At 63.7% G+C, this 14,762-nt stretch carries 12 protein-coding genes; 4 read left to right on the forward strand and 8 right to left on the reverse strand.

Features of this window, described 5'->3' with window-relative positions; translation table 11 throughout:
- Nucleotides 1-148: 148 nt before the first annotated feature.
- Complete coding sequence (locus AWB70_RS00540; protein ID WP_143281588.1) at nucleotides 149-2,272, forward strand: YadA family autotransporter adhesin; 2,124 nt, start codon at nucleotides 149-151, stop codon at nucleotides 2,270-2,272.
- 368 nt (nucleotides 2,273-2,640) lie between these two features.
- On the forward strand, nucleotides 2,641-3,501 hold the full coding sequence (locus AWB70_RS00545; protein WP_053567454.1) for an MBL fold metallo-hydrolase: 861 nt from the start codon (nucleotides 2,641-2,643) through the stop codon (nucleotides 3,499-3,501).
- A gap of 10 nt (nucleotides 3,502-3,511) precedes the next feature.
- Here AWB70_RS00545 and AWB70_RS00550 read toward each other — a convergent pair whose 3' ends face one another.
- Complete coding sequence (locus tag AWB70_RS00550) at nucleotides 3,512-4,192, reverse strand: FadR/GntR family transcriptional regulator (protein WP_374730221.1); 681 nt, start codon at nucleotides 4,190-4,192, stop codon at nucleotides 3,512-3,514.
- Nucleotides 4,193-4,328: 136 nt separating this feature from the next.
- On the opposite strand from AWB70_RS00550, the gene dgoD reads away from it, so the two are divergent.
- A complete protein-coding gene (dgoD, locus tag AWB70_RS00555; RefSeq protein WP_053567452.1) occupies nucleotides 4,329-5,477 on the forward strand; it encodes a galactonate dehydratase in 1,149 nt (382 codons plus the stop codon).
- A gap of 7 nt (nucleotides 5,478-5,484) precedes the next feature.
- Here dgoD and pabB read toward each other — a convergent pair whose 3' ends face one another.
- The 4 genes from pabB to grpE all read right to left on the reverse strand — a co-directional run bounded on the left by pabB (nucleotide 5,485) and on the right by grpE (nucleotide 11,470).
- Nucleotides 5,485-7,275, reverse strand: coding sequence for an aminodeoxychorismate synthase component I (gene pabB / locus AWB70_RS00560; RefSeq protein ID WP_053567451.1), 1,791 nt, complete (start codon nucleotides 7,273-7,275; stop codon nucleotides 5,485-5,487).
- Between the two features lie 25 nt (nucleotides 7,276-7,300).
- A complete protein-coding gene (gene dnaJ / locus AWB70_RS00565; protein WP_014190462.1) occupies nucleotides 7,301-8,437 on the reverse strand; it encodes a molecular chaperone DnaJ in 1,137 nt (378 codons plus the stop codon).
- Between the two features lie 235 nt (nucleotides 8,438-8,672).
- The gene (gene dnaK, locus AWB70_RS00570; RefSeq protein WP_045450331.1) at nucleotides 8,673-10,628 is read right to left on the reverse strand and encodes a molecular chaperone DnaK; all 1,956 of its coding nucleotides are present in this window, start codon (nucleotides 10,626-10,628) and stop codon (nucleotides 8,673-8,675) included.
- Nucleotides 10,629-10,867: 239 nt separating this feature from the next.
- Nucleotides 10,868-11,470 (reverse strand): nucleotide exchange factor GrpE, encoded by a 603-nt coding sequence (gene grpE / locus AWB70_RS00575; RefSeq protein ID WP_014190460.1) that lies wholly within the window; start codon nucleotides 11,468-11,470, stop codon nucleotides 10,868-10,870.
- Nucleotides 11,471-11,816: 346 nt separating this feature from the next.
- Here grpE and AWB70_RS38920 point away from each other — a divergent pair, with 346 nt between their 5' ends.
- Nucleotides 11,817-11,978: a hypothetical protein gene (locus AWB70_RS38920; protein WP_167350973.1), complete on the forward strand. Its 162-nt coding sequence runs from the start codon at nucleotides 11,817-11,819 to the stop codon at nucleotides 11,976-11,978.
- On the opposite strand, the gene AWB70_RS00580 is transcribed toward AWB70_RS38920, so the two are convergent.
- The 3 genes from AWB70_RS00580 to hrcA all read right to left on the reverse strand — a co-directional run bounded on the left by AWB70_RS00580 (nucleotide 11,950) and on the right by hrcA (nucleotide 14,587).
- Complete coding sequence (locus AWB70_RS00580) at nucleotides 11,950-12,357, reverse strand: Hsp15 family ribosome-associated heat shock protein (RefSeq protein ID WP_053567450.1); 408 nt, start codon at nucleotides 12,355-12,357, stop codon at nucleotides 11,950-11,952. The genes AWB70_RS38920 and AWB70_RS00580 overlap by 29 nt on opposite strands.
- Nucleotides 12,358-12,382: 25 nt before the next feature.
- Nucleotides 12,383-13,450: a ferrochelatase gene (gene hemH / locus AWB70_RS00585; protein ID WP_053567449.1), complete on the reverse strand. Its 1,068-nt coding sequence runs from the start codon at nucleotides 13,448-13,450 to the stop codon at nucleotides 12,383-12,385.
- Nucleotides 13,451-13,570: 120 nt separating this feature from the next.
- Nucleotides 13,571-14,587 carry a heat-inducible transcriptional repressor HrcA gene (gene hrcA / locus AWB70_RS00590; protein ID WP_014190457.1) on the reverse strand — a complete coding sequence of 339 codons (1,017 nt, stop codon included), beginning with the start codon at nucleotides 14,585-14,587 and terminating at the stop codon, nucleotides 13,571-13,573.
- Nucleotides 14,588-14,762 lie beyond the last annotated feature (175 nt).

The raw sequence follows: 14,762 nt of genomic DNA on the forward strand, positions 1-14,762 counted from the left end.
GTAGCACCGGGGCACCTTCTGCATTATTTGCTTCGCATAACTGATTTTATGCTTCACATGCGACCAGCGACTGGTCCTGCGGCAATTCCGCCTTCGAGCCCAGCGCCCAACGGTTCGTTTGAAGCCCCCTAACGCAGAGGTCTAACAAGTGAATTTTAAAAAGAAACACCTTCACCGGCTGATACTGGGAGCGTGGCTGATCCTCTCCGGGTCAGCCTTTGCCTATCCTGATAACGGCACGAATAACATCACGCCTCCGAGTGGGGACTACGTCATCGTTGGTGATTACATCAACAGCCCCCAGACAGGCGTGGTCGTTGGAGTGGGCGTGAACAATACGGTCGATCAGAGCGTGGTGATTGGCAACCAGGCAGGCGTTAACGGCAGCACCACCACAGACGATCAGGCCGCGGTTGCCATCGGCTTCCAGGCGGCCGCACGCGAAAAATCGGTCGTCGTAGGCGCCGGAGCAATGGGCGCCACGAATGCGGCCGTATTCGGAAGCGGTGCAACCTCCTTGGACTATGGCGTTGCGGTCGGCAGTGATGCGAAGGCCGGCGGCGCGAATACTACTGCCGTCGGTCAGGGTGCGGCCGCGACGGGCCCTAACGCCATGGCGCTCGGCTCGGGTTCCCGGGCCTCGGGCACGAATTCCATTGCTCTAGGCACAAACAGCAACGACGGCGGACGTCAGAATGTGGTGAGTGTGGGGTCGACCACTCAGCGGCGTGCGATCATCAACGTCACAGAAGGGACGGCCGGCTCAGACGCCGCGACCGTCTCGCAACTGCCTGGCACGCTCAGTTACGCGGGCGGAGAAGGCGTCGTCATGATGGGCAACACGAAGGCCACCGGCGGCAACGCCAATCCGGTGCGCGTCACGAACGTTGCCGACGGCACGGCCAACAACGACGCGGTGAACGTGAGCCAGTTGAACACAGCCACCGCCAACGTCGCGCAGAACACCACGGACATCACGTCGATCAAAAATGGCGAACTCGGTCTCGTGCAGCAGGTCGGCGGTGCACCGGGCAGTGGCATCGTCACCGTCGGTGCGGCTACCGGCGGCACCGCCGTCAACTTCACGGGAACCGAGGGCGATCGCCGCCTCACGGGCGTCGCAGCCGGCGTCAGCGACACCGACGCGGTGAACGTAAGCCAGTTGAACACAGCCACCGCCAACGTCGCTCAGAACACCACGGACATCACGTCGATCAAAAACGGCACGCTCGGTCTCGTGCAGCAGGTCGGCGGCGCACCGGGCAGCGGCATCGTCACCGTGGGCGCGGCTACCGGCGGCACCGCCGTCAACTTCACGGGAACCGAGGGCGATCGCCGCCTCACGGGCGTCGCAGCCGGCGTCAACGACACCGACGCGGTGAACGTGAGCCAGTTGAACGCGGCCACGACGTCCTATACCAACGGCGTACAGTACGACAATGTCGAGCACACGAGCGTCACGCTCGGCGGCGTGGGCGCGTCTTCAGCCGTCGCGCTGACGAACGTTGCCGCGGGTTTGGTCGCGGCTGGCAGCACCGACGCAGTCAACGGCGCCCAACTGTTCGACCTCGTTTCGCAGATCGCGGCGAACCAGGCGGCAACGGATGCCGCCATCGCGTCCATCAACCCGACGGTCATCAACATCACGAACAACACGAATATCGACCAGGCAACGCTCAACAAGCTCAAGTTCGTCGCGGTCAATTCGACTGCCGCCGACGCGAGCGCGTCGGGCAGCGAATCGGTTGCGCTGGGCGGAAACTCGTCGGCAAGCGGGGCAAATTCGATCGCGATCGGATTTAACGCGAACGCATCAGCCGATAACGCAATGGCGCTTGGCGCCAATACGGTCGCGAGCGGCGCGAACTCGGTCGCGCTGGGCCAAGGCTCCGTTGCAAGCGATCCGAACACCGTGTCGGTCGGCAATGCGTCGACCGGCATGACGCGCACGATCAGCAACGTCGCACCCGGCGTCAATGGCACCGATGCGGTCAACGTCAACCAGATGAACAGCGCCGTCTCGCAAGGCGTACACGATTCGAACCGTTACACGGATCGCGCCGTGTCGTCCGCGCTGGCCATTCCGAGCATTCCGTTCCTGCAGGCAGGCGACAAGTGGGTCGGAGCCGCGGTCGGCGGATACGGCGGTTCGGCGGCGGTCGGCCTCGCGGCGGCGTATCAGGCAACGGCTAGTCTGAATGTCGGCGCGGGTGTTTCAAGCTCTTCGGGCGGTTCGACCGCTTACAAGGTCCAGGCGGGCTATCGCTGGTAAGCACTGTCGATCGTTGGAATGCGCGCTTGCAATGAGCGCGCACGGGGCGGCGCGTTGGCCATCGAGTCACGCGCCGCCTGTTCGTTTACCCCCGGACACTTTCGAATCCGCGACCATGCCGGCGAGCATCCGCGCAGAACGATGCGCCGCCGACGCAGACGAGCATGCTCCACGTCCCCACGACGACGCGCGAAGTCGAAGCTAGCGGCATTCGCTCCTCTTGGAGCGATTTGTCATGGTGATGGCAGTCAGCGGAAGACCGGCTGGCGCAAAGAGTTACACTGTGGTGCGAAGCCGACGAACAGGCCCAGACCAGCCGTCCGACACATTGACAGGCCGTGTTTCGCACCGCACCGGGGAGAATCACCGTGCAACCCATCGTTCAGCCTTTCTTCGATCTCAACACCGGCACGATGACGTACGTCGTCTACGAGCAGGCCGGCGCGCCGGCGGCCATCGTGGATCCGGTTCTCGACTACGATCCAAACGCCGCGCGCACCTCGACGCGCTCCGCCGACGCCGTCATCGCCTTCGTGCGCGAGGAACGGCTCGCGGTGGAATGGATTCTGGAAACGCACGCGCACGCCGATCACCTTTCGGCGGCGCCGTACCTGAAGCGCATGCTCGGCGGAAAGATCGGCATCGGCGAATCGATCCGCACGGTGCAAGGCGTCTTCAAGAAGATCTTCGATCTCGAACCCGAGTTTCGGCTCGACGGCTCGCAGTTCGATCATCTCTTCTCCGACGGCGAGCGCTTCATGGTCGGCGCGGTCGAGGCGAGCGCGCTCTTCGTGCCGGGCCACACGCCCGCCGACATGGCGTACCGGATCGGCGACGCGGCGTTCGTCGGCGATACGCTTTTCATGCCGGACGTCGGCACCGCGCGCTGCGACTTTCCCGGCGGCAGCGCGCGCAGGCTATATGGCTCGATTCAGCGTCTCTTCGCGCTCGATCCCGAGACGCGGCTCTTCGTCTGCCACGACTATCCGCCGGACACGCGCGGCCCGCGATGGGAGACCACCGTGCGCGAGCAACGCGAGAACAACATTCATGTCGGCGGCGGCAAGACGGAAGACGAGTTCGTCGCGATGCGCGAAGCGCGCGACGCCACGCTCGGCATGCCGACGCTCATCCTGCCCGCGATTCAGGTGAACATTCGCGCGGGCCGCTTTCCCGAAGCGTCCGGCAACGGCACGACATATCTGAAGATTCCGCTGAACGCGCTTTAACCTTCGCGTTTCATCCTTCAATTCGTCCGCGCGTCACGCCGAGCAGATCAGCCATCGCACGGCGGGCCGCACCGGCGTCGCGCGCGATGATCGCTTCGAACACGGCGCTGTGCTCCGCGAGCGACGCGTTGTAGACCTCAGCGCGTTTCGCGTTCAGTCGCAACTGGCCTTCGAGCGTGCGTTCGATGAGCGCGCCGAGCGGAATCAGCAATTCGTTGCTGCACGCGGCGAGCACGCACAGATGGAAGTCGAGATCGGCGCGCACCCATTCGTCGACGTTCTGCGCGTCCGCCATGGCCTGATGCGCGCGCGTGAGGCGCTCGCGCGTACGCGCCTCGTGATTGCCGGCGGCGAGCGCGGCCGCATACGGCTCGATCATCTCGCGCATTTCCTGCAGCTTGAGCGCGAATTGCAGCGGCGGCGTGACGCGCGAATACCAGTCGAGCATGTCGGCGTCGAGCAGATTCCACGCGTCTTTGGCGCGCACGCGCGTGCCGACCTTCGGTCGCGACTCGATCAGCCCTTTCGACGTGAGCGTGCGCAACGCCTCGCGCAGCACCGTGCGGCTCACGCCGAAGCGCTCCATGAGTTCCGCCTCGCGCGGCAGCGACAGGCCAGGCTGGAAGTCGCCTCGCAGAATCGCCGTGCCCAGTTCGTGGGCCACGTGGCCATGCAGATCGCGGTGAATGATGATCTCCTTCTCGGTTTCGCCACGATTATCGGGTATTCGACTGATGTTTCGATAGCCCGATACGCTTCCAATAATACTATTAATATGCTCACACGACGGATTTTGCTACCATGTAAAACCCTTCTGGAGACGCTCAATGAAAATCACGAAACTCGAGACCTTCGTCGTTCCGCCGCGCTGGTGCTTCCTCAAGATCGAAACCGACGAAGGCATCGCGGGCTGGGGCGAACCGGTCGTCGAAGGCCGCGCGCACACGGTGGCCGCCGCCGTCGATGAACTCGCGGACTATCTGATCGGCAAGGATCCGCGTCATATCGAGGACTTGTGGCAGGTGATGTATCGCGCGGGCTTCTATCGTGGCGGTCCTATCGGCATGAGCGCGATCGCGGGCGTCGATCAGGCGCTGTGGGACATTCTCGGCAAGCACCACGGCGTGCCCGTTCACGCGCTGCTCGGCGGCCAGGTGCGCGACAAGATCAAGGTGTATTCGTGGATCGGCGGCGACCGGCCGAGCGATGTCGCGAACAATGCGCGCGCGGTGGTCGAGCGCGGCTTCAAGGCCGTGAAGATGAACGGCTCGGAAGAGCTTCAGATCATCGACACGTTCGACAAGGTTCAGGGCGTGATCGACAACGTGCAGGCGGTGCGCGAGGCGGTCGGACCGAACGTGGGCATCGGCGTCGATTTTCACGGGCGCGTGCACAAGCCGATGGCAAAGGTGCTCGCGAAGGAGCTCGACCCGTTCAAGCTGATGTTCATCGAAGAGCCGGTGCTGTCGGAGAACGTCGAGGCGCTGCGCGATATCGTGAATCAGACGAGCACGCCGATCGCGCTCGGCGAGCGGCTCTATTCGCGCTGGGATTTCAAGCACATTCTGGCGGGCGGTTACGTCGATATCATTCAGCCGGACGCGTCGCACGCGGGCGGTCTCACGGAATGCCGCAAGATCGCGACGATGGCCGAAGCCTACGATGTCGCGCTTGCGCTGCACTGCCCGCTCGGGCCGATCGCGCTCGCAACCTGTCTGCAAATCGATGCGGTGAGCTACAACGCGTTCATCCAGGAGCAGAGCCTCGGCATCCACTACAACAAGGGCAACGATCTGCTCGATTACATCAGGAATCCGGAAGTCTTCAAGTATGAGGACGGCATGGTGTCGATACCGCAGGGGCCGGGCCTCGGGATCGAGGTGAACGAGGAGAAGGTGCGCGAGATGGCGAAGATCGGCCACCGCTGGCGCAATCCGGTGTGGCGTCACGCGGACGGCAGCGTGGCCGAGTGGTGATGTGGGTTTAGCGCCTGAGACGCGCTTTCACCGCGCCGCGTAACGCGTTGCTGATGAGCACGTCTTGCGCTTTTAGCAGCTCGTCGAGCGTCAGCGCACGCTCGACGGCGCCAAGCTTTTCGATCAACACCGCGCGCATCACGCCCGGCAGCACGCCCGCGTCGATGGGCGGCGTGAACCATGTGCCGCCGAGTTGCACGAAGACGCTCGAACGCCCGCCTTCGGTCAGCTCGCCGCGTTCGTTGACGAACAGCATGTCGAATGCGCCTTCGGCCTCGGCGGCTTTCCACGCGCGATCGTAGTCGGCGCGACGCGTGGTCTTGTGTCTGAGCAGAGCATCCCTCGACGATTGCGGCGCGAAGCCGCGTTCCGACGCCAGCAGCACATCGACCGAACTCGATGGCAAAGGCGCGAGCCGCGCACTCGTGATCGCGATGCGACCGCTCTTGTCCAGCGCAATACGCAATCTATGCGGTTCGTCCGAATCGAATCCCGCGCACTGCTGCGCGACCTGCGTGCCGAGCGCCGTTTCATCGAACGCAAAACCGAGATAGGCCGCACTCGCCTTCAGCCGCGCAACGTGACGCGCGTAGTGGCGCACGCCTGCATCGCGCGTGGCAAAGCACGTCTCGAAAAGCTCGAAGCCGGGATCCGCGCCGGTCAGAAAGCGTGCTTTCAACAGACACTCCTCGTATTCGTCGGCGGCGATGCTGTCGAGCACGATGCCTGCGCCGATGCCCAGCACGCCGCGCTGCTTCGAAGCATCGACGACGAGCGTGCGGATCGCCACCGACAAGCAGAAATCGCCGCTCGCATCGAGCCATCCGATCGCGCCCGTGTAAAGCCCGCGCGGCGTGCTTTCGATCTCGTCGATCAGTTGCATCGTGCGGTACTTGGGCGCGCCGGTGATCGAGCCGCACGGAAACAGCGCGCGCACGATATCGGCGAACGACGTGCCCGGAATCACGCGCGCCTCGATGGTCGAAGTCATCTGCCAGACCGACGCATACGGCTCGACCGAGAACAGTGCCGGCACGTTCACCGAGCCCGTGACCGCCACGCGCGACATGTCGTTGCGCAGCAAGTCGACGATCATCACGTTCTCGGCGCGGTTCTTCGGGTCGTTGTGGAGCGCTTCGGGATCGGATTCACGCGGCGCGGTGCCTTTCATGGGCCGCGCGCGCAACAGATCACCCGCTTTCTCGACGAAGAGTTCCGGCGAGCACGACACGACCGACCTGCCATCCGGCAACACGATGAACGCGCCGTAGTGCACGGCCTGCCGTTCGCGCAAGCGCCGATAGAGCGCGAGCGGCGCGCCGAACACATCGAAGTTCAGCCGGTATGTGTAGTTGATCTGATACGACTCGCCCTCTCTCAACGCTTCCTGAACGGCGGCGATGGCCTGGTCGAATTCGCCGCGCGTGACGCTCGCTTCGATCCCCGCGATGCCCGCGATGTCTTCGACTTCATGCGACGCAAGCCACGCGCTCGCTTCATCGCGGGAGAGGAACGCGCGCGATCGAAACATCAGCACGCGCAACGCATGTTCGTCCCCACGCCCGATCGTGCCGAACTGAAGATTGCGCCCGAACTCGTAATCCGCGACGACGACCGCATGCAATCCGCGTCGCAGATCGCCTTCGATGGCGGCGCACACCGCGTCGAGCGCATGGCCGTCCACGCACACGCGTTCGTGCGCGAAGTCCGTGTACAAACGACTCGACCGCCTTTCGGCGGTCGCATCGCAATCGTCGAGCAGCGCAAAGAGTGCGCCGCGCTCCGCTTCGGTCGTCATGGCCTTACGTCGCAAACTGACCGCATCAGTCGAAGAAGCTCTTCACGCGGTCGAACCAGCTTTTGCTTTGCGGACTGTGCCGCGCGCCGCCCTGCTCGAGCGACTTTTCGAACTGCTTCAGCAGATCGCGCTGCTGTTCGGTCAGCTTGACAGGCGTTTCCACCTGAACATGCACGTACAAATCGCCGGCGATGCTCGAACGCAAACCCTTGATGCCCTTGCCGCGCAGACGGAACGTCTTGCCCGACTGCGTGCCTTCCGGCACCGTGAAGCTCGCGCGGCCCGCCAGCGTCGGCACTTCGATCTCGCCGCCGAGCGCCGCCGTGGTGAACGGAATCGGCATCTGGCAATGCAGGTCGTCGCCGTCGCGCTCGAACACCGAATGCTGCTTGATGTGGATTTCTACATACAGGTCGCCGCTCGGACCGCCGTTGATGCCCGGCTCGCCGTTGCCCGCCGAGCGGATGCGCATGCCGTCGTCGATGCCCGCCGGAATCTTCACTTCCAGCGTCTTCGTTTCCTTCACCTTGCCCGCGCCGTGGCAGTTCGCGCACGGATCGGGAATGTAGCTGCCGCTGCCGTGGCACTTCGGGCACGTCTGCTGGATGCTGAAAAAGCCCTGCGACATGCGCACCTGGCCCTGGCCGTGACAGGTCGGGCAGGTTTCGGGCTTGGTGCCCGGCTTCGCGCCCGAACCGTGACAGACGTTGCAGTTTGTCCAGCTCGGCACGCGGATCTGCGTGTCGTAACCGTGCGCCGCCTGTTCGAGCGTGATCTCCATGCTGTAGCGCAAGTCCGCGCCGCGATACACCTGCGGACCGCCGCGACCGCCGCGCGCCGCGCCGCCCGCCGCCTGCCCGAAGATGTCGCCGAAGATATCGCCGAAGGCATCGGCAAAACCGCCGAAGCCCTGCGCGCCCGCGCCCGCCATGTTCGGATCCACGCCCGCGTGGCCGTACTGATCGTACGCGGCGCGCTTCTGCTGGTCGGAGAGCATTTCATAGGCTTCCTTCGCCTCCTTGAAATTCTCTTCCGCCTTCTTGTTGTCCGGATTGCGGTCAGGGTGATACTTCATCGCGAGCTTGCGATACGCCTTCTTGATCTCGTCGTCGCTCGCGTTCTTCGCCACGCCCAGAACGTCGTAGTAATCCCGTTTCGCCATGTCGGTTCGATCCCGCCGCGCGTCACGCGACGGTTCCTCTCAGATGCTGCGGGTTCCATGCTGCAACCCGCGCGTAAAACTCTTGCGCCTCGCCTGAAGCAACGCGCCTCTAAAAACAACGTGCCCGGAGAGCCCAAAAGGCTCGCCAGGCGCGTTCCACGTCAGACGCCAAACGCGTCCCGGTGACACCACCGAAAAGGCGCGTGGACGTTGCCGCCCACGCGCCTCACCCGGCTTAGTCCTTCTTCACTTCCTTGAAGTCGGCATCCACGACGTCGTCGTGCTGCTGGCTCGCGCCCGCTTCCGCCGATGCACCCGCGCCTGCCGCACCCGCGGCCGCGCCCGCCGCGCCTTGCTGCGCCTGCATGTCGGCGTACATCTTCTCGCCGAGCTTCTGCGAGGCTTGCGACAGCGCTTCGACCTTCGCGTCGATCGTGGCCTTGTCCGACGCGTTGTCCTTCAGCGCGTCTTCGAGGTCCTTCAGCGCGGCTTCGATCTTCTCCTTATCCGAAGCGTCGACCTTGTCGCCGTACTCGGCAACGGCCTTCTTCGTGCTGTGCACCAGCGCGTCACCCTGATTGCGGGCATCGGCCAGTTCGCGCAGCTTGTGATCTTCCTCGGCGTTGGCTTCGGCGTCCTTCACCATCTTGTCGATTTCCGCGTCGGTCAGACCCGAGTTCGCCTTGATGGTGATCTTGTTTTCCTTGCCCGTCGCCTTGTCCTTCGCGCCGACGTGCAGAATGCCGTTCGCGTCGATGTCGAAGGTCACTTCGATCTGCGGCGTGCCGCGCGGTGCGGGCGGAATGCCTTCGAGGTTGAATTCGCCGAGCAGCTTGTTGCCCGCGGCCATTTCACGCTCGCCCTGGAACACCTTGATCGTCACGGCGCCCTGGTTGTCGTCCGCCGTCGAATACACTTGCGCGTGCTTCGTCGGGATGGTCGTGTTCTTGTTGATCATCTTCGTCATCACGCCGCCGAGCGTCTCGATGCCGAGCGACAAAGGCGTCACGTCGAGCAGCAGCACGTCCTTGCGGTCGCCGGACAGAACCTGGCCTTGAATCGCGGCGCCCACGGCCACGGCTTCGTCCGGGTTCACGTCACGGCGCGGGTCCTTGCCGAAGAACTCCTTCACCTTTTCCTGCACCTTCGGCATGCGCGTCATGCCGCCGACGAGGATCACGTCGTCGATTTCGCCGACCTTCACGCCCGCGTCCTTGATCGCGATGCGGCACGGTTCGATCGTGCGTTCGATCAGCTCTTCGACGAGCGCTTCGAGCTTGGCGCGCGTGAACTTGAGGTTCAAGTGCTTCGGACCCGACGCGTCCGCCGTGATGTACGGCAGGTTGATGTCGGTCTGCGCCGTCGACGACAGCTCGATCTTCGCCTTTTCAGCGGCTTCCTTCAGGCGTTGCAGCGCGAGCACGTCTTTCGACAGATCGACGCCCTGCTCCTTCTTGAACTCGCCGATGATGTAATCGATGATGCGCTGGTCGAAGTCTTCACCGCCGAGGAACGTATCGCCGTTCGTCGAGAGCACTTCGAACTGCATTTCGCCGTCCACATCCGCGATTTCGATGATGGAAATGTCGAACGTGCCGCCGCCCAGGTCGAACACGGCGATCTTGCGGTCGCCCTTTTCGGCCTTGTCCAGACCGAACGCGAGCGCGGCCGCCGTCGGTTCGTTGATGATGCGCTTGACTTCCAGACCGGCGATGCGGCCCGCGTCCTTCGTTGCCTGACGCTGGCTGTCGTTGAAGTACGCCGGAACCGTGATGACGGCTTCCGTCACCGGCTCGCCGAGGTAGTCTTCAGCGGTCTTCTTCATCTTGCGCAGCACTTCGGCGGAAACCTGCGAAGGCGCGAGCTTCGCGCCGTGCGCTTCGACCCATGCGTCGCCGTTGTCGTGCTTGACGATCTTGTACGGCATCAGGCCGATGTCCTTCTGCACTTCCTTTTCGTCGAAGCGGCGGCCGATCAGGCGCTTGACCGCGTACAGCGTGTTGCGCGGGTTCGTGACCGACTGGCGCTTGGCGGGCGCGCCGACGAGGATCTCGTTGTCATCCATGTACGCGATGATCGACGGCGTGGTGCGCGCGCCTTCCGAGTTCTCGATGACCTTGACCTGATTGCCTTCCATCAGCGCCACGCACGAGTTCGTGGTGCCGAGGTCGATACCGATGATTTTGCCCATTTTTTATCACTCTCCTAACTTTGATCGCGGTGGCGTTGCGGCGGGCGGGGCGATGCGCCCCACGCCGGCTTATGCCGATTTACCGGGCCGAACGCCCAAAATTCATACCTGTACGCAAGATAAGAGCGCCAGTTTCGATTTCAAGACCCTGAAAGCGATGCGGTCTATAACTTTTTTTGCGCAGGACGCCATGCCGGCCGGCCGCCGACGTTCGCCGGCGGCGACGCGGGTCATGCGCGTTACTTCGGCGCGGCGACCGTCACGAGCGCCGGGCGCAAGACGCGGTCGGCGATGACGTAGCCCTTTTGCAGCACCGTGACGACGGTATTCGGGTCCTGCTCCGCCGGCACCATCGAAATGGCCTGGTGGCGATGCGGATCGAATTTTTCGCCGACCGGATTCACCGCGATCACGCGGCCTTTCTCCAGCGCACCGGTCAACTGGCGCAGCGTCAGTTCGACGCCCTCGCGCACCTTGGCGAGATCCGACGATTGATCCGCAAGCGCGGCTTCGAGGCTGTCGAGCACGGGCAGCAGATTTTCCGCGAAATTTTCGATGGCGAATTTATGCGCCTTCGCGACGTCTTCCTGGCTGCGGCGGCGCACGTTTTCCGTTTCGGCCTTGGCGCGCAGGAAATCTTCCTTGAGCGCGGCGATCGTGGCCTGCGCTTCGGCGAGGGCGCTTTCGGCCTCGTTCGGCGCCGCTTGCGGCGCGGCAGCCGCGTCCGCCGGTGCGGCCTGCGGCTGCTGAGCCGTGGCGTTGGTCGTGTCGGCGGCCTGGCGCGCGTTTTCGTCGGCGGGCGCCGGGTTCTGGCTCGCTGAATTCTCTTGCGTGTTTTCCATGTCGCTGAATGTGTATTGCTGTGAGTTGAGTCGGATGCGAAAGCGGCCGTTGATCACCGGGGCCGCGTTTTTCGCACTAGCGGCGGAAATTGGGGCGTCCAGGACTTTTTCAAGGCTTCGGATGAATTTATCCGCCCCTCGGTGGCGCGAAAATGACCCGGAACAGACACTTCAGCGCGCCGCGCCAACTTCAGATTGAGGGAAAGCCCTAAGTCGCCTACACTTCGAAAAAGCACCGCAGGAAGCACGTTAACCCTAATCCTACGAATGCTTCAATCCGCTTCAGCCCATGCCCGTTTCCTGACCCGGCCGAACACTGACCGGGCAACCCGCTCTTGGGGGTACCATGAAACTGACCTTTGCTATCGCGGTGGTCGCCCTGGTACTCGTCGCGGGAACGACCACCATTTGCATGTCCGGCGCCGTGACCGACCGTAACATCGAGTACGGCGGCGTTCACGCGACCATGGAAAGCTTCTTCAGTCCGGATCTGAAAATTTGTCGATGACGCGCCGGTCGCGCTTCGTCGGCCTGCCTTGCAAGTTGGACGCGGGCTCGCGGAAATGCTTGCGGCGTTCGGCTTCGGCCACGCGCTTGGCGCGCCCTTCTTCGGTTTCGGCATAAAGCGTCTGCGCGACCGTCGCCGGGCCGCGCACGTCGCACACGCCGAGCACTTCGACCTGCCAGACGAGCCGCTCGATATCGATCTCGACGATATCCCCGATACGCACGTCCTTCGACGGCTTCACGTTCGCACCGCCAATCTTCACGCGACCTTTTTCGACCGCATCGCTCGCAAGCGAACGCGTCTTGAAGAAGCGCGCCGCCCATAACCATTTGTCGATGCGCAAACGCGCGCCGGGTTCCGTCGAAATCTTGTAGTTCATCAGCGAATCTTTCCTAAAGCCGCATTCAGCCGACGGCCGTGAGCGGCTGCACGGTCTGCACCGGCCATCCCTGAAGATGCTGCGCGGCGATCTCTCCCAGCGCCTTGATCCACGCGGGCGACGAATTGAGGCAGGCGATGCGGTGAAAATGCTTGCCGCCGGCCTTCAAGAATTCGTCACGCACCTCGATGCCGATTTCCTCGATGGTCTCCAGGCAATCGGCCGTGAAGCCGGGGCAGAACACGTCCACGCGCGCGACGCCGCCCGCGCCCAGCTCCGCGACCGTCGGCGCGGTGTACGGCTGCAGCCACTCCGCGCGGCCGAAGCGCGACTGGAACGTCACGCGGCACTCGACCGGCGTGAGCCCGAGCGCGGACGTCAGCAGCGAACTGGTCTGCTGACACTGGTCGTGATAGGGATCGCCAAGGTCCATCGTGCGCTTGGGCACGCCGTGAAAGCTCAGCACGAGCTTGTCGCCGGCGGCGAAGTCCGGCGCGCCGTGATGCCGCCAGTAATCGCGCACCTGCTCCGCGAGCGCGGCGATATACGCCGGATGATCCGCGTAATGGCGGATCGTTCGGATCTCGGGCTGATTGCGCACGCGCCTGAGCGCAGCGAACGCGTCGTCGAACGCGGTGGCTGTCGTGGACGACGAATACTGCGGATACATCGGCAGCAGCAGAATGCGGTCCGCGCCTTCGAGCTTCAGTTGATTGAGCATCGCGCCGATGCCGGGCGTGCCGTAGCGCATCGCGTAATCGACGATCACGTGATAGTCGTTCGCCGCGAAAAGCCGCCGCAGCCCTTCGACCTGCTTTTCCGTGTGCACGCGCAGCGGCGAGCCTTCCGGCATCCACACTTGCGCGTATTTCCTGGCCGACGCGCGCGAGCGGAACGGCAGGATCGCGCCGCGCAGAATGATCTGCCAGACGAACGCAGGAATTTCGACGACGCGCGGATCGGACAGAAACTGCGCCAGATACTTGCGCACCGCTCGCGGGGTGGGCGCGTCCGGCGTGCCGAGATTGATCAGCAGCACCGCGACGCGATGCGAAGCGCTGGGCTGCGAGGGCAACTCGAGGTCGAAACGCATAGGGGAAGCGGGCCGGAAGGTCGTCGTCGGAAAAGGTGAAGACCATTATAGCGGCGCGCTTCTCGACGCATCATTGGCCGAACGGCCTAGTGGCGGACCCGTGCGCGATGCGCCAGGATGTCACTGATGACTGAGCGACATCGACAGCAAACGCGCGGTGATGTCCACGATCGGAATGACGCGGTTGTACGCCATGCGCGTCGGGCCGATCACGCCGAGCGTGCCGACGATCTTGCCGTTGACTTCGTACGGCGCGGTCACGACGCTCATTTCCTCGATCGGCACGAGATTCGATTCTCCGCCGATGAAAATCTGCACGCCTTGCGCGTGACTCGAAACATCCAGCAATTGCAGGAGGCTCGTCTTTTGGTCGAACAAGTCGAACAGCTTGCGCAGCCGCGCCATGTCGGACGAAAGGTCCGCCACTTCCAGCAGGTTGCGCTCGCCGGAAATCAGCACGGTGTCCGTGGGGTCCGTCTCGGCGGTGCTCGCGACCACGGCGGCCTGCATGAGCGCGGTCATGTCGCCATGCAACTGGTCGATTTCCTCGCGCAGACGCCGGCGCACTTCGTCGAAGGACAGGCCCGCGAAATGCGCGTTGATGTAATTGGAGGCCTCGACGAGCTGCGAGGGCGAGTAGTCGCGCTGCGTGGCCATCATGCGGTTCTGGACATCGCCTTCGGGTGTCACGATGATGAGCAGAATGCGCTTGTCCGACAGCCGCATGAACTCGATCTGCTTGAACATGTGGCTGCGGCGCGGCGTGAGCACGACGCCCGCGAACGACGAGAGATTGGACAGCACGCTCGCCGCCGCCGCGACGATCTTCTGCGGCTCCTCGCCTTGCAGGCGGGTCTTGACCGCGGTGGTCATCGCTTCGTCTTCGGGGCCTTCTACAGTCAGCATCGTGTCGACGAAGAGCCGGTAGCCGCGCGGCGTGGGAATGCGGCCCGCCGACGTATGCGGACTCGCGACCAGGCCGAGCTCTTCCAGGTCCGACATGACGTTGCGGATCGTCGCGGGGCTCAGTTCGAGGCCCGAATGACGTGATAACGTGCGCGAACCGACCGGCTGACCTTCGGCGATGTAGCGCTCGATCAACGTTTTAAGGAGGGTTTGTGCACGTGGGTCTAGCATGGGCAAATTCTAGCTCAACGAGTCGGGGGGCGGCGAGCCGCGCCGCGTGCGCTGCGTTCAACGTCCGCTCCATTCTAGCGAGAAACGGCGGGGCCGCCCGTGCGGCGCCGCGCGGCCCCGCGAAAGCGCGCCCGGAGGCCGTCGCCCACGGTTCTTTTCGCTCTCTGACTATGGT

It is taken from the genome of Caballeronia cordobensis (genome assembly GCF_001544575.2).
Classification (GTDB): Bacteria; Pseudomonadota; Gammaproteobacteria; order Burkholderiales; family Burkholderiaceae; genus Caballeronia; species Caballeronia cordobensis.

Excerpts from the sequence above, each read along its gene's own strand:
- dgoD (WP_053567452.1), top strand. The coding sequence starts at position 4,329 with ATGAAAATCACGAAACTCGAGACCTTCGTCGTTCCGCCGCGCTGGTGC.
- pabB (WP_053567451.1), bottom strand. The coding sequence starts at position 7,275 with ATGACGACCGAAGCGGAGCGCGGCGCACTCTTTGCGCTGCTCGACGAT.
- dnaJ (WP_014190462.1), bottom strand. The coding sequence starts at position 8,437 with ATGGCGAAACGGGATTACTACGACGTTCTGGGCGTGGCGAAGAACGCG.
- dnaK (WP_045450331.1), bottom strand. The coding sequence starts at position 10,628 with ATGGGCAAAATCATCGGTATCGACCTCGGCACCACGAACTCGTGCGTG.
- grpE (WP_014190460.1), bottom strand. The coding sequence starts at position 11,470 with ATGGAAAACACGCAAGAGAATTCAGCGAGCCAGAACCCGGCGCCCGCC.
- AWB70_RS38920 (WP_167350973.1), top strand. The coding sequence starts at position 11,817 with ATGAAACTGACCTTTGCTATCGCGGTGGTCGCCCTGGTACTCGTCGCG.
- AWB70_RS00580 (WP_053567450.1), bottom strand. The coding sequence starts at position 12,357 with ATGAACTACAAGATTTCGACGGAACCCGGCGCGCGTTTGCGCATCGAC.
- hemH (WP_053567449.1), bottom strand. The coding sequence starts at position 13,450 with ATGCGTTTCGACCTCGAGTTGCCCTCGCAGCCCAGCGCTTCGCATCGC.
- hrcA (WP_014190457.1), bottom strand. The coding sequence starts at position 14,587 with ATGCTAGACCCACGTGCACAAACCCTCCTTAAAACGTTGATCGAGCGC.